The sequence below is a fragment of the Kitasatospora sp. NPDC057965 genome (genome assembly GCF_042887135.1).
Lineage (GTDB): Bacteria > Actinomycetota > Actinomycetes > Streptomycetales > Streptomycetaceae > Kitasatospora.
In genome coordinates, this window is sequence record NZ_JBHVPZ010000019.1 from 117734 (window position 1) to 136927 (window position 19194).

Below are 19194 nucleotides of genomic sequence, written 5' to 3' on the forward strand. Positions count from 1 at the left end.
GGGGACCTCTCTTGGAGCGGGGCGGAGGAACGAGGGACGTCAGACGGTGAGCGCCAGCCGGTTGATCGCGGCCAGCGGGATCGGCAGCCAGCTCGGCCGGTGCCGGGCCTCGTACACCACCTCGTACACCGCCTTGTCGATCTCCAGGGCGCGCATCAGCTCCGGCGAGGCGGCCGGGTCGGTGCCGCCGCCCGCGGTGTAGCCGGCGCAGAAGGCGGTGCGGTTGCGCTGCGCCCAGGCGGCGGCCAGGTGCGCCAGCTCCGGGTCGGGCGGCCCGCCGGCCAGCAGGTGGGCGGCGGCGTAGTCGAAGGAGCGGAGCATCGCGGCGACGTCCCGCAGCGCAGTCTGCGGCTCGCGCCGTTCGGCGACCGACTTGGCCGGCTCGCCCTCGAAGTCCAGCAGCACCCAGCCGTGCGGGGTGCGCATCGCCTGGCCGAGGTGCAGGTCGCCGTGGATCCGCTGGACCGGCAGGCCGTCCGGGTGGGCGTCGGCCAGCTGCTGGAAGGCCGAGCGCAGCGCGCCCCGGTAGCGCATCAGCCCCGGGACGGCGGCGACCGCGCTGTCCAGCCGGTCGGCCATCGCGGTGGCCAGCTGCCGGGTCTGGGTGCGGTCCAGCCGGGCGACCGGCATCGAGCGGGCGAGCACCCGGTGCACCTCGGCGGTGGCCCGGCCGAGCCGGTGCGCCTCGATCGCGAAGTTGCCCGGCGACGGGTCGCCCTTCAGCCGGCCGACCTGGTCGAGGGCGAGCTCCCAGCCGTCCTCGGCCTCGGGGAGGTAGCGCTGGAGCAGCCCGAGGGTGGCCGGCTCGGCGCGCTCCAGGCGGCTCTCGAACCAGGCGGCGACCCGGGGGATGCGGGTCGAGCCGGCCCGGGAGAGCGCGAGCGACAGTTCGAGGTCGGGGTTGGTGCCGGGGTGGACGCGGCGGAACAGCTTGAGGATGTACGAGGTGCCGTAGATGACCGAGCTGTTGGACTGCTCGGCGGTGGAGGCGCGGCCGGGCAGGTTGGTGGGGAGTCCGGAGCCGGGGGTGCGGCGGAAGGACAGCGAGCCGAACCGGTCGCCGGTGGCCAGGTGCTCCAGCAGCCGCCCGGTGAGCTCGGGGTCGTGCACCGCGTCGTAGAGCGCCGCGCCGTCGTACGGGCCCTGGGTGAGCCGGCCGAGGACCGCGGCGGGTTCGATGCCGGCCGGACCCTGCGAGCGGATGCCGAGCAGCAGTTGGTAGAGGTCGCCGTGCGGCGCGCCGGCGGTGGCGGCGTGTTCGACCCGGAGGAGCAGGTGCAGCAGGGCGGGGTCGCCGACCTGGAGGGGGGTGCCGACCAGGGGGACCAGGCCGGTGATCGGCCGGCCCTTCCCGGCGTACCAGCGCTGGGTGGGGAGCCACTCGGCGATCAGCGGCAGCGCCGCCTGGACGAGTTCGCTGACCCCCAGGGCGGTCCTCCGGACCCCGGTGCCCCGCGGGGCGGCCGCCGTGGCGGGCCCGGCGGGGGCGTCACGGTGCAGGGGGGCTTGCGAACGGGAGGTTTCGGACATGACTCCCTTTCCCCGGAGGAGCTGGGCGGATCGCCCGACGGGTCTGGCCGGGTCCGTCAGTCTTCCGGATTGCGGCGGCGCGGCGGCGGCGGCACGCGAGCGGTTGGCCCGGGTGTCACGCCTTCGTGTGGGTGGCCGTTGGGCTGTTCTCCGTACGCGGTGGTGCAGAGACGACCGGGGGCGCGGGGTGCGAACTCGCGCCCCCGGAGGCTTCGGTGGGGCCTGCGGCGGTGCCGGATCGTTACTTCGATCGCCCGGTTCCGCTCAGCCAGGGGGGCCGGCGGAGCTGGAACCAGTAGAAGCCGTGGCCGGCGAGGGTGAGCAGGTACGGCCACTCGCCGATCGAGGGGAAGCGCACCCCGCCGATCAGCTCGACGGGATACCGTCCGCCGTACCGCCTCAGGTCCAGTTCGGTCGGCTGCGCGAACCGGGAGAAGTTGTTCACGCACATGACCAGGTCCCCCTCGTGCTCGCGCACGAAGGCCAGCACCGCGGGGTTGCTGGAGGGCAGTTCGGTGTAGCTGCCGAGGCCGAACGCCGGGTTGAGCTTGCGGATCTCGATCATGCGACGCGTCCAGTGCAGCAGCGAACTCGAACTGCTCTGCTGCGCCTCGACGTTGGTCACCTGATAGCCGTACACCGGATCCATGATGGGCGGCAGACTGAGCCTGCCCGGGTCGGCGTGGGAGAAACCCGCGTTGCGGTCCGGGGTCCACTGCATCGGGGTCCGGACGCCGTCCCGGTCGCCCAGCCAGATGTTGTCCCCCATGCCGATCTCGTCGCCGTAGTAGAGCACCGGGGAGCCCGGCAGCGAGAGCAGCAGGGCGGTGAAGAGCTCGATCTGGTTGCGGTCGTTCTCCAGCAGCGGGGCGAGCCGCCGGCGGATGCCCACGTTGGCGCGCATCCGTGGGTCCTTGGCGTACTCGGCGTACATGTAGTCGCGCTCCTCGTCGGTGACCATCTCCAGGGTCAGCTCGTCGTGGTTGCGCAGGAAGATCCCCCACTGGCAGCCGTGCGGGATGTTGGGCGTCTTGGCGAGGATCTCCGAGACGGGGTAGCGGGACTCCCGGCGGACCGCCATGAAGATCCGCGGCATCACCGGGAAGTGGAACGCCATGTGGCACTCGTCGCCGCCGGAGGCGAAGTCGCCGAAGTAGTCGACGACGTCCTCCGGCCACTGGTTGGCCTCGGCGAGCAGAACGGTGTCCGGGTAGTTGGCGTCGATCTCCTTGCGGACCCGCTGGAGGAACTCGTGCGTCTCCGGCAGGTTCTCGCAGTTGGTGCCCTCCCGGGCGAACAGGTACGGCACCGCGTCCAGCCGGAACCCGTCGATGCCGAGGTCCAGCCAGAACCGCAGGCCCGCGATCATCTCGTCCTGGACCCGCGGGTTGTCGTAGTTGAGGTCCGGCTGGTGGGAGAAGAACCGGTGCCAGAAGTACTGCTTGCGCACCGGGTCGTACGTCCAGTTGGAGGTCTCGGTGTCGACGAAGATGATCCGGGCGTCGGGGTACTGCTTGTCGTCGTCGGCCCACATGTAGAAGTCGCCGTACGGGCCGTCCGGGTCCTCCCGCGAGGCCTGGAACCACGGGTGCTGGTCGCTGGTGTGGTTCATCACGAAGTCGATGACCACCCGCATGCCGCGGGCGTGCGCCGCGTCCACGAACTCCATGAAGTCGGCGAGGTCGCCGAACTCCGGCAGCACCGACTTGTAGTCGGACACGTCGTACCCGCCGTCCCGCAGCGGCGAGGCGAAGAACGGCGGCAGCCAGAGGCAGTCGACGCCGAGCCACTGCAGGTAGTCGAGCTTGGACGTGAGCCCCTTGAGGTCCCCGACCCCGTCGCCGTTGCTGTCCTGGAAGGACCGCACCAGCACCTCGTAGAAGACCGCACGCTTGAACCACTCCGGGTCCAGGTTCTTCTTCGAGGTCTCGGGGAAGGTGTCGGGGACGGGCTCGTTCACTGTCACGCTGGGTTCCTCCGAACCGTGAGGAGGTGGGCCGGCTCGGCTGAGGGGTCGAGCCGGACGTAGTTGTGCCGGCCCCACGTGTAGGCGGCACCGGTGAGCTCGTCGTGGACCGCGAAGGGCCCGTCCCCGTCCAGGGTGACGGTGGCCTCCTGGGCGTGGTGGGGATCCAGGTTGACCACGGTGATGAGGTGGTCGGTGAGGCCGTCGGGTGTCAGGGCGGTCTTGGAGTAGGCGAGCACCTGGTCGTTGTCGGTGGGGTGGAAGCGCAGCGAACGCAGCTGCTGGAGGGCCGGGTGACGGCGGCGCAGCCGGTTCAGGACGGTGAGCAGCGGGGCGAGGGTGTCGGTGCGGCTCCAGTCCCGGGGGCGCAGTTCGTACTTCTCCGAGTGCAGGTACTCCTCGGATCCGGGGTGGGCCGGCTCGTTCTCGTGGAGCTCGAAGCCGGCGTACACGCCGTAGCTGGGGGAGAGGGTGGCGGCCAGCACGGCGCGGATCGCGAAGGCGGCCGGGCCGCCGTGCTGGAGGAAGGCGTGCAGGATGTCCGGGGTGTTGGCGAAGAGGTTGGGCCGCATGTGGGCGGCCGCCTCGCCGGTCAGCTCGGTGAGGTACTCGGTGAGTTCCGCCTTGCTGTTGCGCCAAGTGAAGTACGTGTACGACTGGTGGAATCCGATCTTCCCCAGGGTGTGCATCATCGCGGGGCGGGTGAAGGCCTCGGCGAGGAAGAGGACGTCCGGGTCGGTGCGGGCGATGTCGGCGAGCACCCGCTCCCAGAAGACCACCGGTTTGGTGTGCGGGTTGTCGACCCGGAAGATCCGGACGCCGTGCGCCATCCAGAACCGGAGGATCCGGACGGTCTCCTTGACGATTCCGTCCATGTCCTGGTCGAAGTTGATCGGATAAATATCCTGGTATTTTTTCGGCGGATTTTCGGCGTAGGCGATGGTGCCGTCCGCGCGGTGGCTGAACCATTCCGGGTGCTTGTTCACCCACGGGTGGTCGGGCGAGCACTGGAGCGCGAAGTCCAGCGCCACCTCCAGGTGCAGCGCGGTGGCCTCCGCGACGAAGTGGTCGAAGTCCTCGATGGTGCCGAGATCCGGGTGGACGGCGTCGTGGCCCCCTTCCGGCGAGCCGATCGCCCAGGGCGAGCCGACGTCGTGCGGACCGGCCGTCAGGGTGTTGTCCGGCCCCTTGCGGAAGGCTCGCCCGATCGGGTGGACCGGCGGCAGGTAGACCACGTCGAAGCCCATCGCGGCGACCGCCGGCAGCCGCTCGGCCGCCGTCCGCAGGGTGCCCGAGCGGGGCGGTTCCACCCCGGACGGGTCCACCACCGCGCCCTCCGAACGGGGGAAGAACTCGTACCAGGAGCCGAACAGCGCCCGCTCCCGGTCCACCTGGAGCGGCGCCGGCCGGGAGGCGCTCACCAGTTCGCGCAGCGGGAAGCGGCCGAGCAGCTCCTGCACCTCCGGGGCGAGCGCGGCGGCCAGCCGGGACAGCGGCGGCAGGCCCGGGTCGCGCAGCGACTCGGCGGCGGCCAGCACCACCGCCCGGCCCTCCTTCTTCGGTACCCCGGCGGCGGCGCGCTCCAGCAGCTGGGCGCCCTCCTCCAGGACGAGCGCGGTGTCGATCCCGGCCGGCAGCTTGACCGAGGCGGTCCTGCGCCAGGTGGCCACCGGGTCGGACCACGCCTCCACCAGGTACGACCAGCGGCCGGGGGCGGTCGGGGTGACGTACGCGCCCCAGCGGTCGGTGCCCTCGGCCAGCTCGCGCATCGGCGTCCACGGGCCGCCGCGCCCGCGCGGGTCGCGCAGCACGACGTTGGCGTTGACCGCGTCGTGGCCCTCGCGGAACACGGTCGCGCAGACCAGGAAGGTCTCGCCCACCACGGCCTTGGCCGGGCGGCGGCCGGCGTCTACGAGGGGGCTGACGTCCAGGACGGGGATGCGGCCGATCACGGTGTCGCTCTCTGTCGTCTTGCGGGCGGCTGGCTTGCGGGCGGCGGCGGGCTTCGCGCGGGCGCGTCCGGCGGCGGGACGCGCGGCGGCGGCCCGGGCCGGTCCGGCGCCCTCGGCCCGGGGGGCGGAGGGGTCGGCGGTGCTCGCGCTGCGACGGGTGGTGGTGCGCTTGCGCGGGGCCTCGGCACGGCCGGGCCCTGGTGCGGCCCGGCTCTCGTCGGCCCCGGGTTGCCGGGCCGGTTCGTCGGGTCGCTCCGTACGGATAGCCCCGGCACCCCGGGGCCCCGGCATCGCCGCGTCTGTCCGAGTGTCAGAATCCATCCGTCCGGCGGATTCCGCGACCGCTGCGTCGAGGGTGTCGGCCACCGGTGTGGACTGGTCCCGCGTATCGCCGTGCATGCCAAACTCCTGCCCGAGATCGGCGGCAGCTCCCGCGGGCCGGCGCGGCCAGGGGAGTACCGGGAGGACTGCTGGGTGGGGAGGACGTGCGACCGGAAGCCTGCCCGCGCCGCCGTTCCGGGCAACCTGCCCCGCTCCCGCTCGGCCCGTGGCGGAGAGCCCGAGAGCCCGCGCGCGTTCCGGCGCACGCCTCTCGGGGCGCGCCTCCGGGTGCCCCAGCCCACCCGTGAACGATCAGGGCGGGACCGAGGACACGCGGCGGTCCGCGATGGGCGCCGAATGGACCAATCAGGATGAGGAACGGTCAACGCGAAAAGGATTCGGACGTGCTGCTTCGCGGGGGAACGCCACCCGTCTCCGCACACCCCGCAGCATCAACGACCGTGCTTCATCCTCGCACCGGTGACCCCGATTCCGCAGCGGTACGCCAGGAGTTTCAACGACGATCGGGCGCGGGTCCGCCGGTGGAAATGGATCTGTTCCACGGTGTTCACGTATTGGTGGCGCGGCGCCGCGGAAAGTGCGCCTCGCGCGCCCCCCGTGCAGACCAATGCGCCGAATGCGATCTCATCAATAGGCCGAACGGATGCCGAATAGCCCAACTGACGCACCATCATGCCACCCGTCGAGGCTACGCTTCACGCCGTGAAGGCAATCCGCAGATTCACCGTCCGCACCGTCCTGCCCGAACAACTCCAGCCGTTGCACGAGCTGGCCCTCAACCTGCGCTGGTCCTGGCACCCCGAGACCCGGGACCTCTTCCGGTCCGTGGACCCGGACGTCTGGGCCGCGACGGGCGAGGACCCGGTGCGGCTGCTCGGGGAGGTCCCCGCCGCCCGGCTCGCCGCGCTCGCCGCCGACCGCCGCTTCCTGCGCAGGCTCGGCGACCTCGCCGACGACCTGCGGGAGTACCTGGCCGGCCCGCGCTGGTACCAGAGCGCCGGGCAACAGGGCGCCGCCCCGCTGCCCGCCGCCATCGCCTACTTCTCGCCCGAGTACGGGATCGCCGCCGCACTGCCCCAGTACTCCGGGGGCCTCGGCATCCTGGCCGGCGACCACCTCAAGGCCGCCAGCGACCTCGGCGTCCCGGTCATCGGCGTCGGGCTCTTCTACCGGCACGGCTACTTCCGGCAGTCCCTCGACCGGGACGGCTGGCAGCAGGAGCGCTACCCCCTGCTGGATCCGGACGAGCTGGCCGTCGCCCTGCTCCGCGAGGGCGACGGCACCCCCAGCCGGGTCGACCTCGCCCTGCCCGGCGGCCGCACCCTCGCCGCGCACATCTGGAAGGCCCAGGTCGGGCGGGTCCCGCTGCTGCTGCTCGACTCCGGCATCGAGGCCAACTCGCCGGCCGAGCGCGACGTCACCGACCGCCTCTACGGCGGCGGCAGCGAGCACCGGCTGCTCCAGGAGATGCTGCTCGGCATCGGCGGCGTCCGGGCGGTGCGCGCCTACCAGCGGCTCACCGGCCACCCCGCCCCCGAGGTCTTCCACACCAACGAGGGCCACGCCGGCTTCCTCGGCGTCGAACGGATCCGCGAACTGGTCGCGGACACCGGCCTCGACTTCGCCGCCGCCCTGGAGGCGGTCCGGGCCGGCACCCTGTTCACCACCCACACGCCCGTCCCGGCCGGCATCGACCGTTTCGACCGCGAGCTGGTCGCCCGGCACTTCGGCGGTGACACCGCGCTGCCCGGCGTCCCGGTCGAGCAGGTGCTCGCGCTCGGCGCCGAGACCTGGCGCGGCGGCGACCCCAAGCTGTTCAACATGGCTGCCATGGGCCTGCGGCTCGCCCAGCGCGCCAACGGCGTCTCCACCCTGCACGGCGAGGTCAGCCGCTCGATGTTCAACGGCCTCTGGCCGGGCTTCGACGCCGCCGAGATCCCGATCACCTCCGTCACCAACGGCGTGCACGCCGCCACCTGGATCGACCCGGCGGTCGTCCGGCTCGGCGCCGCCGAGATCGGTGCCGAGCGCGCCGAGGAGGCCATGACCACCGGCGAGACCCAGCGCTGGACGGGCCTGGAGAGGATCGGCAACACCGAGGTCTGGGAGCTGCGCCGCACCCTGCGCGCCCAGCTGGTCGACGAGGTCCGCCGACGGCTGCGCGCCTCCTGGCGCCAGCGCGGGGCCGGCGAGGCCGAACTCGGCTGGGTCTCCTCGGTGCTCGACCCGGATGTGCTCACCATCGGCTTCGCCCGCCGGGTGCCCTCCTACAAACGGCTCACCCTGATGCTCCGCGACCCGCAGCGGCTGCGCGCCCTGCTGCTGCACCCCACCCGGCCGGTGCAGATCGTGGTCGCCGGCAAGGCCCACCCGGCCGACGACGGCGGCAAGCGGCTGATCCAGCAGATGGTCGCCTTCGCCGACGACCCGGCCGTCCGGCACCGGATCGTCTTCCTGCCGGACTACGACATGGCGATGGCCCAGCACCTCTACCCGGGCTGCGACGTCTGGCTGAACAACCCGCTGCGCCCGCTGGAGGCCTGCGGCACCTCCGGGATGAAGGCTGCCCTCAACGGCTGCCTGAACCTGTCGGTGCTGGACGGCTGGTGGGACGAGTGGTTCGACGGCCAGAACGGCTGGGCGATCCCCACCACCGACACCGGTGAGGGCGTGCTCGACCCGGACAGCCGGGAGGCCGAGCGGCGCGACGACATCGAGGCCGCCGCGCTCTACGACCTGATCGAGGAGCAGGTGACCGCCCGGTTCTACGACCGGGGCTCGGACGGCCTGCCGCACCGGTGGATCGCGATGGTCCGGCACACCCTGGTCACCCTCGGGCCCAAGGTGCTGGCCGGCCGGATGGTCCGCGAGTACGTCGAACGGCTCTACGCCCCGGCTGCCCAGGCCCAGCGCGAGCTGGCCGGGACCGGGGCGTTCCGGGCCGCGCACGAGCTGGCCGAATGGAAGGCGAAGGTGCGCGAGGCCTGGCCGGCTGTCCGGGTGGAGCACGTCGAGGCGGACTGTCCGGACGAGGCGCAGGAGCTGGGCAGCGCGCTGGCCCTGCGGGTGCAGGTGGCGCTCGGCCCGCTGGAGCCGGCCGACGTCGAGGTGCAGGTGGTCTCCGGCCGGGTCGACGAGTCGGACCGGATCTCCGACGCCGCGCTGCTCGCCCTCAAGCCGGTCGGCGGGCCCGACCTCGACGGGCGGACCAGGTACGAGGGTTCCCTGGAGCTCGGCCGCACCGGGCCGTTCGGCTACACCGTGCGGGTGCTGCCCGCCCATCCCCGGCTGGCCTCGCCCGCCGAGCCCGGCCTGGTGGCGCTGCCGCCGGAGACGGCGGGGATGGACGCCGGACTATTGCGCTGAACGCGGGCGGGAGGGGCACCGGTGGCACCGGCGCCCCTCCCGTTTCCCTCAGCGGACGGCGGCCACCAGGGCGTCGGTGACCGAGCGCCAGGCCACCCCGGCCTCGGCGAAGCCGGCCTCCCGCAGCCGTTCGAGGTGCCAGCCGGCCGGGTGCGACTCGCCGTCGGCGTGCGAGCCGTACAGCCGGTGGCGGGCGGCCACCTGCTCGGCGAGCAGCGGGTCGGCCGCGGCGGCGAGCCACCAGCCCTCCCAGTCCAGGACGCCCGCGTCCTTCTCGCGCTCCTGCCGTCCGTGCCGCAGGGCCCGTTCGGCGGTGTTGAGCAGCGGGACCTCCGGGTCGGGCATGTGGTCGGCGTTGAGGAACACCCCACCGGGGCGGACCAGGCCGGCCAGGTCGCCGAACAGCCGGACCAGGGCGGTCCCGGGCAGCCAGTGCAGCGCGGTGGCGGTCACCACCGCGTCGAACGGGCCGGGCGGGAGGGCGTCGGCCCACCGCGGGTCCTTGAGGTCGGCGGTGACCAGGGTGAACCGCTCGTCCTCGCCGAGGACGCCGCGGGCGATGGTCATCAGCGCCGGGTCCTGGTCCACGCCGACGCTGGTGGCGCCGGGCAGCCGGGCGAACAGGCGCTCGGTGATGCTGCCGGTGCCGCAGGCGAGGTCGAGCACGCGCGGGGCGGGCCCGGTCACCGCCTCGACGACGTCGAGCATCACCCGGAACCGCTCCTCGCGGTCGGGCAGGTACCACTCCTGCTGGCGGTCCCAGCTGCGCTGCCACTGTTCCCAGTGGTGACGGTCGACCATGGTCGCTCCCCTTCGTGGGCCGGGATCGATGAGTCCTGGGAACGACCCTAGGCCCTTTCGGTAATGGACGAAAGGGCCTAGGGGTTATTACGACCGGTGGTGTCGGCGTCAGACCAGACTGCTGCGCCAGGCCTGGTGCAGCTGGGCGAAGCGTCCGGCGCCGTTGATCAGCTCGCGCGGGGAGCCGTCCTCGACGATCCGGCCCTGGTCCATCACCAGCACCCGGTCCGCGATCTCCACGGTGGAGAGGCGGTGGGCGATGATCACGGCCGTCCGGCCGGCCAGCACGGTGCGCATCGCCTGCTGCACCGCCCGCTCGCCAGGCACGTCCAGCGAGCTGGTGGCCTCGTCCAGGATCAGCACCGCCGGGTCGGCGAGCAGCGCGCGGGCGAAGGCGACCAGCTGCCGCTGGCCGGCCGAGATCCGCCCGCCGCGCTTGCGCACGTCGGTGTCGTAGCCGTCCGGCAGTTCGGCGATGAAGTCGTGCGCGCCGATCGCCCGGGCGGCCGCCTCGATCTCGGCGCGCTCGGCGCCCGGCCGGCCGATGGCGATGTTCTCGGCGACCGTGCCGGAGAACAGGAAGGACTCCTGGGTCACCATCACCACCCCGCGCCGCAGCTCCGGGCCGGTCAGGTCGCGCAGGTCCACCCCGTCCAGGGTGATCCGGCCCTCGGTCGGGTCGTAGAACCGGGCGAGCAGCTTGGCCACCGTCGACTTGCCGGCCCCGGTCGCGCCGACCACGGCGACGGTCTGCCCGGCCGGCAGCAGCAGGTCGAACGTCGGCAGCACCTCCTTGCCGGCCCGGTAGGCGAACCGGGTCTTCTCGAAGTGCACCTCCCGGCCCTTGACGGTCGAGGCCGGCAGCTCCCTGGGCTCCGCCGGATCGGCCACGGTGGGCTCGTGGGCGAGCAGGCCGGCGATCTTCTCCAGCGCGGCGGCCGCCGACTGGTAGCTGTTCAGGAACATCGCCAGCTGGTCGATCGGCTCGAACAGCCGGTGCAGGTAGAGCACGAAGGCGGTCAGCACGCCCAGCTCGACCGAGCCGTCGGTGACCAGGTAGGCACCGAGCACCACCACGGCGGTGGTCCAGAGGTTGGCCGTGGTCCGGGACAGGCCCCCGTAGCGGGCGACCTCCAGCAGGCCGTCCGCGGTGGCGGCGGCCGACTGCCGGTTCACCGCGCCGAACGCGATGTCGTTGGCCCGCTCGCGGCGGAACGCCTTCACCGGGCGGATGCCGTTCATGGTCTCGGTGAAGCGGACGATCAGCGAGGCCGCCGCGGTGCGCGAGCGCCGGTAGACCGGCTGCGAGCGGTGCCGGAACGACTGGGTGATCAGCCACAGCGGCAGGAAGGCGACCAGCGCGGCCAGGCCGAGCTTCCAGTCCAGCACCAGCAGGATCACCGAGATGGAGCAGACCGACAGGGTGACCGTCAGCAGCTCCTGGAGTCCTTCGGACAGCAGTTCGCGCAGCGCCTCCACGTCGCTGGTGGCGCGCGAGATGATCCGGCCCGAGGTGTACCGCTCGTGGAAGTCCAGGCTGAGCCGCTGGGCGTGCCGGAAGATCCGGCCGCGCAGGTCCAGCAGGACGTCCTGGTTGACCCGGGCGCTGATCCTGATGAAGGACCACTGGAGCAGCGTGCCGAGCAGCGCGCAGCCCAGGTAGGCGACGACCACCGCGATCAGCGGGCCGGCGTTGTCGTCGCGCAGCGCCGGGATGCCGCGGTCCAGCGCGAGGGCGACCATCAGCGGCCCGGCCTGCAGGGCGGCCTGCTGGAGCAGGATCACCGTCATCGCGGTGGCGATCCGGCGCCGGTGCGGGCCGAGCAGCGAGCGCAGCAGGGCGCTGGGCGCGCCGGGCGGGACGGGGATGTCCTCCTCGTCGTCCGGCGGGGCCGCCGGCTCGTCCTCGGGCAGGTCGGCGTGCGGGTGGACGTCCTTCGTCCGGGTGTCGACGGGCTCGCAGGTGGTGGTCATCGGGCGGTGCTCCCCTCGGGGGCGAGGGTGGCCTCGCCCGACATGAGTGCGCGGTAACGCGCCGAGCTCTGCAGCAGTTCCTGATGGGTGCCGACCGCCTCGATCCGGCCGTCGGCGAGGACGGCGACCCGGTCGGCGAGCATCACGGTGCTCGGACGGTGGGCGACCACCAGCGCGGTGGTGGAGGCGAGGACCTCGCGCAGGGCGCGCTCGACCAGCGCCTCGGTGTGCACGTCCAGTGCGGAGAGCGGGTCGTCGAGCATCAGGAACGACGGGTCGCCGACCACCGCGCGGGCCAGCGCGAGCCGCTGGCGCTGGCCGCCGGACAGGCCCAGGCCCTGCTCGCCGACCTCGGTGTCGACGCCCTCGGGCAGGTGGTCGACGAACCCGGCCTGGGCGGTGGCGAGGGCGGCGCGCAGCCGGTCCTCGCCCGCGCCGGGTGCGCCCATCAGCACGTTCTCGCGGATGGTGGCGGAGAACAGGGTGGGGTCCTCGAAGGCGACCGCGACCAGTTCGCGCAGCCGCGAGCGGTCCAGCTCGCGGATGTCCCGGCCGTCCAGGGTGATGGTGCCGGCGGTGGCCTCGTAGAGGCGGGGGAGGAGGGCGGTCAGCGTGGTCTTGCCGCTGCCGGTGGCGCCGACCAGGGCCATCGTCTCGCCGCTGCGGATGTGCAGGTCGATTCCGCGGAGCAGGTCGGGGGTGTCCGCGGGGGCGTCGGGGTAGCGGAAGCGGACGCCGGTGAGCCGGATGCCGTCGGGGGTGGTGACGGTCTTCACGGCCGTGGTCGTGGTCGAGGGTACGGCGGAGGGTGTGGTCGAGGGTGTGGTCGTGCGAACGGTTTCGGCCGGTTCGGCGTCGGGCGCGTCCAGTACCTCGAAGAAGCGGTCGGCCGCGGTGGCGGCCTCGTTGGAGTAGGCGATCAGCCAGCCGAGCGACTCGATCGGCCAGCGGATGGTCAGCGCGGTGGAGAGGAAGGCGACGAGCGCGCCGGCGCTCATCTCGTCGTGCGCGACCAGGTAGGCACCGACCGCGAGGGAGCAGCCGAGGGCCAGCTCGGGCAGACCGATGACGATCGACCAGAGGTTGGCGAGCATGCCCGCCTTCTCCAGCTCGGTCCGGCGGAGCACGGCGGACTGCTCGTGGAACCGCTCCGACATCGAGCGGTGGCGGCCGAAGGCCTTGAGGATCCGGATGCCGAGGACGGACTCCTCGACGAGGGTGGCGAGGTCGCCGTTCCGGTCCTGCGTCATGCGGGTGGCGCGGGAGTAGCGGGACTCGAACCGGCGGGTGAGCAGGAACAGCGGGAGGGTCGGAGCGAGGGTGATGAGGGCGAGCCGCCAGTCCTGGGTGAACATCAGCGCGATGCCGGCCAGGAAGGTCAGCGAGTTGACGACGAGGAAGATCAGGGGGAACGCCAGGTAAGTCCGCACGACGTACAGGTCGGACATCGCGCGGGAGAGTAACTGGCCGGAGCCCCAACGGTCGTGGAAGGAGACCGGCAGGCGTTGCAGCTTGCCGAACAGCTCGCCGCGCATCGTCGATTCGACGCCGGCCAGCGGCCGGGCCAGGACGACCCGTCGGGCGTGGAAGAAGACGGCCTCGGAGAGGCCGAGCAGGAGCAGGAGGGCCGCGTAGGGCCAGAGGGCTGCGAGGTCGTGCTCGGCGATCGGACCGTCGACGATCCATCCGAGTACGATCGGTATGACGAGAGTGCTGAGGGAGGCGAGCATCGCGGCGGCCACCGAGACGACCAGGCGCGTGCGGACGGGACGGACGTAGGGCCACAGCCGGAGGAGCGATCGCACTGTCGAACGGCCCGGCGCGGGAGGCGCGGTGCCGGGCACTGCGACGGAATCGGTGGCTGTGTCAAGGACTGGGTTCTTGGCCATCGTGGCGAGAATAGGCCGGATACCCTCTATCGCTCAGTCAGGTATCGAACGCACCGTCGATTACCGGCCAAGTGCACGGCCGGATCAGGGCGTCACCCGGAAAAGGTGCAGGGAGCGGCCGGTGAGCAGCACCGTGTCCTTCGGAAGGTGTAGACCGGTGGGGGTGGTGTAGACCTCCGCGGCGGTGTCGACGACGGTCTCGTAGCGGGTGCCGTCGGCCGTCCAGGGAGCGCCCGGCAGGACGAAGGGAAGTGGGCGCGCACCGGCGTTGAGGAGCAGAAGGAAGCTGTCGTCGAGCAGCGGACGGCCGCACGCGTCGCGTGCGGAGATCGCGGTTCCCGACAGGAGCATGCCGAGCGCCGCGGACGGCGCAAACCAGTCGGTCTCGGTCATGTCCCGGCCAAGCGGGGTGAACCAGAGCAGATCGGGCCGTCCGCCCGCGGTGGTGGCCCGGCCGGAGAAGAACGCCCGCTGCCGGAGCACGGGGTGGCGGCGGCGGAGCCGCACCAGAGCGGCGGTGAAGTCGCGCAGGGCGCGCCAGGCCGGGTCGTCGAGCAGCGACCAGTCCAGCCAACTGACTTCGTTGTCCTGGCAGTAGGCGTTGTTGTTGCCGCGCTGGGTGCGGCCGAACTCGTCCCCGGCGGTGAGCATCGGGACGCCGGCGGAGAGCAGCAGGGTGGCGAGGAGGTTGCGCAGCTGGCGGTGGCGCAGGGCGGTGACATCGGGGTCGGCGCTGTCGCCCTCGGCGCCGTGGTTCCACGAGCGGTTGTCGTCGGTGCCGTCCCGGTTGGCCTCGCCGTTGGCCTCGTTGTGCTTGCGGTCGTAGGAGACCAGGTCGCGCAGGGTGAAGCCGTCGTGCGCGGTCACGTAGTTGACGGAGGCGTACGGGCGCCGCCCGGCGTGCTGGTAGAGGTCGGAGGAGCCGGAGAGGCGGTAGCCGAGCTCCCGGACGTCGGGGCGGGCGCCGCGCCAGAAGTCGCGCACGGTGTCGCGGTAGCGGTCGTTCCACTCGGCCCAGGGCGGGGGGAAGCCGCCCACCCGGTAGCCGCCGGGGCCGACGTCCCAGGGTTCGGCGATCAGCTTCACCCGGCTCAGCAGGGGGTCCTGGGCGATGGCGGAGAGCAGCGGGTGGTCCGTGGTGACGTCGTCGTCGCCGCGGGCGAGGGCGGCGGCGAGGTCGAAGCGGAAGCCGTCCACGCCCATCTCGTGCACCCAGTACCGCAGCGAGTCCGTGATCAGCCGGATCACCTGGGGGCGGCGGGTGTCCAGGGTGTTGCCGCAGCCGGTGTAGTCGGCGTAGCCGCGCGGGCGGTTGGGCGGCAGGCGGTAGTGGCCGGCGTTGTCGATGCCGCGCAGGAAGAGCGAGGGGCCCAGCTCGGCGCCTTCGGCGGTGTGGTTGTAGACGACGTCGAGGATCACCTCGATGCCGGCGGCGTGCAGCGCGCGGACCATCCGCTTGAACTCGCCGACCTGGCCGCCGCGCGAGCCGGAGGCGGAGTAGCCGGCGTGCGGGGCGAAGTAGCCGACGGTGTTGTAACCCCAGTAGTTGACGAGGCCGCGGGCCTGGAGGTGGTCCTCGCTGACGTGGTGGTGGACCGGGAGCAGTTCGACCGCGGTGACGCCGAGACCGGTGAGGTGGGCGAGGGTGGCGGGGTGGGCCAGGCCGGCGTAGGTGCCGCGCAGTGCGGGGGGGACGTCGGGATGGCGCAGGGTGAAGCCGCGCACGTGCAGCTCGTAGAGGACGGTCTCGGCCCAGGGGGTCTTGGGACGGTGGTCGTCGGACCAGTCGTCGTCGTCCCGGACGACGACGGATCTCGGCACGTACGGGGCCGAGTCGCGGTTGTCCCGGACGGTGTCGGCGACGTCCGCCTCGGGCCAGCCGCGGACGGCGGCGCAGGCGGCACCGTGGGAGGTGTAGCCGCCGTCGACGGCGCGGGCGTAGGGGTCGAGCAGCAGCTTGGCCGGGTTCCAGCGGGCGCCGGTCCACGGGTCCCAGCGGCCGTGCACGCGGTAGCCGTAGCGGGTGCCGGGGAGGACACCGGGGACGAAGCCGTGCCAGGTCCGGGCGTCCTGCTCGGTGAGGCGCAGCCGGGTCTCGCGGCCGTCCTCGTCGAAGAGGCAGAGGTCGACGGCCTCGGCGCCGGCGGCCCAGAGCGCGAAGTTGGTGCCGGGGCGGCCGTCCGGGCCGGGGTGGAAGCGGGCGCCCAGCGGCTGTCGGCTGCCCGGCCACGGCACCGCGCCGCCGTGCTGTGTGCGTACGGCGGTGGCCGGCTCCTGCCCTGACGCCATGGCGGTGCCCTCCCTGGCGGGGTGTCCCGGACCCCGTGCGGTCTCTCATTCCCTGTTCGCACCGGACGGAAGCGGCTGAACGCCGTCTTACCGGCAGATGGCGCCCCGGCGCGCACCCCGGAAGCCGGCCGGTCCGGCTTTCCGCTCCGGGGGAGGCGGTCCGCGGGCCGGTCCGCCCGGAGCGGCCGCGGGACGGGTCCGGCGTGTCCTGGTGGGACCGGTCTCGTTGTGGGGGATGGCGGACGGCGAGGGCGGGAGGCCCCGGATGTGGGTACGGCGGCTGGCGGCGCTGGGCTGCTGCCTGGCGGTGCTGGCCGGGTGCTCCGGCGGTGGCGGTGCGCCGGAGGAGCCCGGCGCCGACGCCGTGGGGGCCGGTCCGGCCGGTCCTCCGCCGCCCTCGCGGGCGTCGATCACCGCGCTGCCCGCCGACGACACCCAGAACCTGCCGGCCGAGGGCCCGGTCCGGGTGACGGTCACCCAGGGCCGGCTGGTCTCCGTCCGGCTCGCCGACACCCGGGGCACCGAGGTCCCCGGCACGCTCGCCGCGGACGGCACCGGCTGGACCCCGAACGGTCCGCTGCCACTGGGCACCGCCTTCACCCTGGACGCCGTCGCCGAGGACGACCGGGGCCAGCGCGCGGTCCAGCACACCGACTTCTCCACGACCGCCCGCGCCCACACCTTCGTCGCCTTCTTCACCCCCGAGGACGGTTCCACGGTCGGCGTCGGCATGCCGGTCTCGCTGCGGTTCAGCCGCCCGGTCACCGACCGGGCCGCGGTGGAGCGCGCCGTCGCGGTGACCGCCGACCCGCCGGTGGAGGTGGCCGCGCACTGGTTCGGTGGTCAGCGGCTGGACTTCCGGCCCCGGGAGTACTGGGCGCCGGGCACCAGGGTCACGGTCGCGCTGCGGCTGGGGGGCGTGCAGGGCGCGCCGGGCGAGTTCGGCACCCAGAACAAGGAGGTCCGGTTCACCGTCGGCCGCGCCCAGGTGTCCACCGTCGACCTGGACGCCCACACCCTGACCGTCCGGGCGGGCCAGGGCGGCCGGCCGGTGCGCACGCTCAAGGTGTCCGGCGGGGACGCCAGGCACACGACGTACCGGGGCGTGCTCGTGGTCTCCGAGAAGTACCGGGTGACCCGGATGAACTCGCAGACGGTCGGGATGGGCGACGAGTACGACATCAAGGACGTGCCGCGCGCGATGCGGCTGACCGGCTCGGGCACCTTCGTGCACGGCAACTACTGGGCGAACCCGGCGGTGTTCGGCAGCGACAACACCAGCCACGGCTGCATCGGGCTGGCCGACGTCAAGGGCGGGGCGAGTGCCGAGACCCCGGCGGGCTGGCTGTTCGAGCACACGATCCCGGGGGACGTGTTCGAGGTGAGGGCCGCGACGGGGGAGGTGGTGCCGCCGAACAACGGTCTGAACGGGTGGAACCTGCCCTGGGCGCAGTGGGTGGCCGGGAGCGCCCTCGTCAACGCCGGCGCCGCGACTGCCGGCTACGGATGATCTTCACCGGTGTTCACCGGTGGCCTCCCCGGGATTCACTCGTTCGGCCCAGCTATCCTGACTTGCCGCGCCGAAGACCGGCGCGAAAGATCGCCGGTCCGGTGCAACCCGTCCGGGCGAACAGGGCGTCCACAAGGATGTACACCGGGAGGGGAGAAACCGTGAAGCAGGTTAGGGCGGCCGACGCCGCGATACGCACCACCGTCACCCGCCGCCGCGTCCGCCGGAGCGCGGTGGCGTTGGCGATGGGCGGGGTGCTGCTGCTCACCGCGGCCTGCAACAGCGGCGACGACAAGACCGACGCAGGCGGCGAGAGCACCGCGACGGCCGGTGCCACCGGCGGGGACGCCGGTACCGGCAACCCGGCGCCGGGCCAGTCCTCGGCCGCGCCGAAGACCTCGGCCGCCGTGCTGACCGTCGAGCCCAAGGACGGCTCCCAGGACGTCGCCCCGGACGGCGCGCTCAAGGTCTCGGTGGCCAACGGCAAGCTCACCACGGTCGAGGTGACCGACAAGGAGGGCAAGCCGGTCGAGGGCGCCCTCGCCGCGGACGGCAGCGGCTGGAAGCCCAACGCCGCGCTGGCCGTCGGCATGGCGTACAAGGTGAACGCCCAGGCCACCGACGCCGACGGCCTGGTCGCCGCGTCGACCACCTCGTTCACCACGCTGACGCCCGCGAAGAAGGTCTCCACCAACGACAACATCGCCGACAACGCCACCTACGGCGTCGGCATGATCGTCTCGGTGGTCTTCAACAAGGACATCAAGAACAAGGACGCGGTCCTCCAGGGCATCAGCTTCGAGACCAACAACGGCACGACGGTCAAGGGCCACTGGTTCGGCGCCCGCCGCCTGGACTTCCGCCCCGAGAAGTACTGGGCGCCGGGCACCAAGGTGACCATCAAGTACCGGCTGAAGAACGTCGAGGTCGCCCCGGGCGTCTACGGCGACATCGACAAGGACGAGCCGTTCACCATCGGCCGCTCGCAGGTCTCCGTCGCCGACTCGGCCACCCACCAGATGACCGTGACCAGGGACGGCGCGAGCCACACCGTGCCGGTGACCCTCGGCGACGAGAAGAACCCGTCCTGGAACGGCACCATGGTGATCTCCAGCAAGGAGAAGGTCACCCGGATGAACTCGCAGACCGTCGGTCTCGGCGGCGAGTACGACATCCCGGACGTGCCGCACGCGATGCGGCTGACCACCTCCGGCACCTTCGTGCACGGCAACTACTGGGCCAGCCCCTTCGGCAAGACCAACGCCAGCCACGGCTGCATCTCGATGCAGGACGAGAAGGGCGGCAGCGACAGCTCGGTGGCGGGCAAGTTCTTCAACGACTCGATCGTCGGAGACGTGGTCGTCATCAAGAACTCCAAGGAGAAGACCGTCGCCCCCGACAACGGCCTGAGCGGCTGGAACATCGGCTGGGCCAACTGGTAGTCCCGCCCGCCGGAAGGCACGTCCGTCCCGTACGGCGACGAGCGGCCCGATCCTCACTCGTGAGGGTCGGGCCGCTCGCATTCTCCGGGCGGGTCGTGCCCCGGACGGCGCAACCTCGTCCGGGGGACAGCGC

Annotated in this window: 10 protein-coding genes; 3 read left to right on the forward strand and 7 right to left on the reverse strand. The window is 72.7% G+C overall.

Annotated features, from left to right (window positions below):
• Positions 1 to 39: 39 nt before the first annotated feature.
• The 3 genes from ACFVVU_RS24715 to ACFVVU_RS24725 form a co-directional block, all read right to left on the reverse strand.
• On the reverse strand, positions 40 to 1530 hold the full coding sequence (locus ACFVVU_RS24715; RefSeq protein WP_380683445.1) for a phosphotransferase: 1491 nt from the start codon (positions 1528 to 1530) through the stop codon (positions 40 to 42).
• 241 nt (positions 1531 to 1771) lie between these two features.
• Entirely contained in the window at positions 1772 to 3496 is a 1725-nt protein-coding gene (gene treS, locus ACFVVU_RS24720) for a maltose alpha-D-glucosyltransferase (protein WP_387792247.1), read from the reverse strand.
• Positions 3493 to 5448: an alpha-1,4-glucan--maltose-1-phosphate maltosyltransferase gene (locus ACFVVU_RS24725; protein ID WP_380683448.1), complete on the reverse strand. Its 1956-nt coding sequence runs from the start codon at positions 5446 to 5448 to the stop codon at positions 3493 to 3495. Before ACFVVU_RS24725 ends, treS begins: the two co-directional genes overlap by 4 nt.
• Positions 5449 to 6492: 1044 nt before the next feature.
• Here ACFVVU_RS24725 and glgP point away from each other — a divergent pair.
• A complete protein-coding gene (gene glgP / locus ACFVVU_RS24730; RefSeq protein ID WP_387792249.1) occupies positions 6493 to 9156 on the forward strand; it encodes an alpha-glucan family phosphorylase in 2664 nt (887 codons plus the stop codon).
• 48 nt (positions 9157 to 9204) lie between these two features.
• Here the strand turns inward: glgP and ACFVVU_RS24735 are convergent, their stop codons facing one another.
• The 4 genes from ACFVVU_RS24735 to glgX all read right to left on the reverse strand — a co-directional run bounded on the left by ACFVVU_RS24735 (position 9205) and on the right by glgX (position 16109).
• On the reverse strand, positions 9205 to 9957 hold the full coding sequence (locus ACFVVU_RS24735) for a class I SAM-dependent methyltransferase (protein WP_380683938.1): 753 nt from the start codon (positions 9955 to 9957) through the stop codon (positions 9205 to 9207).
• A gap of 108 nt (positions 9958 to 10065) precedes the next feature.
• Positions 10066 to 11931 (reverse strand): ABC transporter ATP-binding protein, encoded by a 1866-nt coding sequence (locus ACFVVU_RS24740; protein ID WP_387792251.1) that lies wholly within the window; start codon positions 11929 to 11931, stop codon positions 10066 to 10068.
• Positions 11928 to 13820, reverse strand: coding sequence for an ABC transporter ATP-binding protein (locus ACFVVU_RS24745; RefSeq protein ID WP_387792253.1), 1893 nt, complete (start codon positions 13818 to 13820; stop codon positions 11928 to 11930). The genes ACFVVU_RS24740 and ACFVVU_RS24745 overlap by 4 nt, the downstream gene beginning before the upstream one ends.
• Positions 13821 to 13904: 84 nt before the next feature.
• Entirely contained in the window at positions 13905 to 16109 is a 2205-nt protein-coding gene (glgX, locus tag ACFVVU_RS24750; protein ID WP_387792255.1) for a glycogen debranching protein GlgX, read from the reverse strand.
• A gap of 265 nt (positions 16110 to 16374) precedes the next feature.
• Between glgX and ACFVVU_RS24755 the strand changes: the two genes are divergently transcribed.
• Together ACFVVU_RS24755 and ACFVVU_RS24760 are read left to right on the forward strand one after the other, a co-directional pair.
• Positions 16375 to 17619 carry an Ig-like domain-containing protein gene (locus ACFVVU_RS24755; protein ID WP_387792257.1) on the forward strand — a complete coding sequence of 415 codons (1245 nt, stop codon included), beginning with the start codon at positions 16375 to 16377 and terminating at the stop codon, positions 17617 to 17619.
• A 161-nt stretch (positions 17620 to 17780) separates the two neighbouring features.
• A complete protein-coding gene (locus ACFVVU_RS24760) occupies positions 17781 to 19061 on the forward strand; it encodes an Ig-like domain-containing protein (RefSeq protein WP_387792259.1) in 1281 nt (426 codons plus the stop codon).
• Positions 19062 to 19194: the final 133 nt, after the last annotated feature.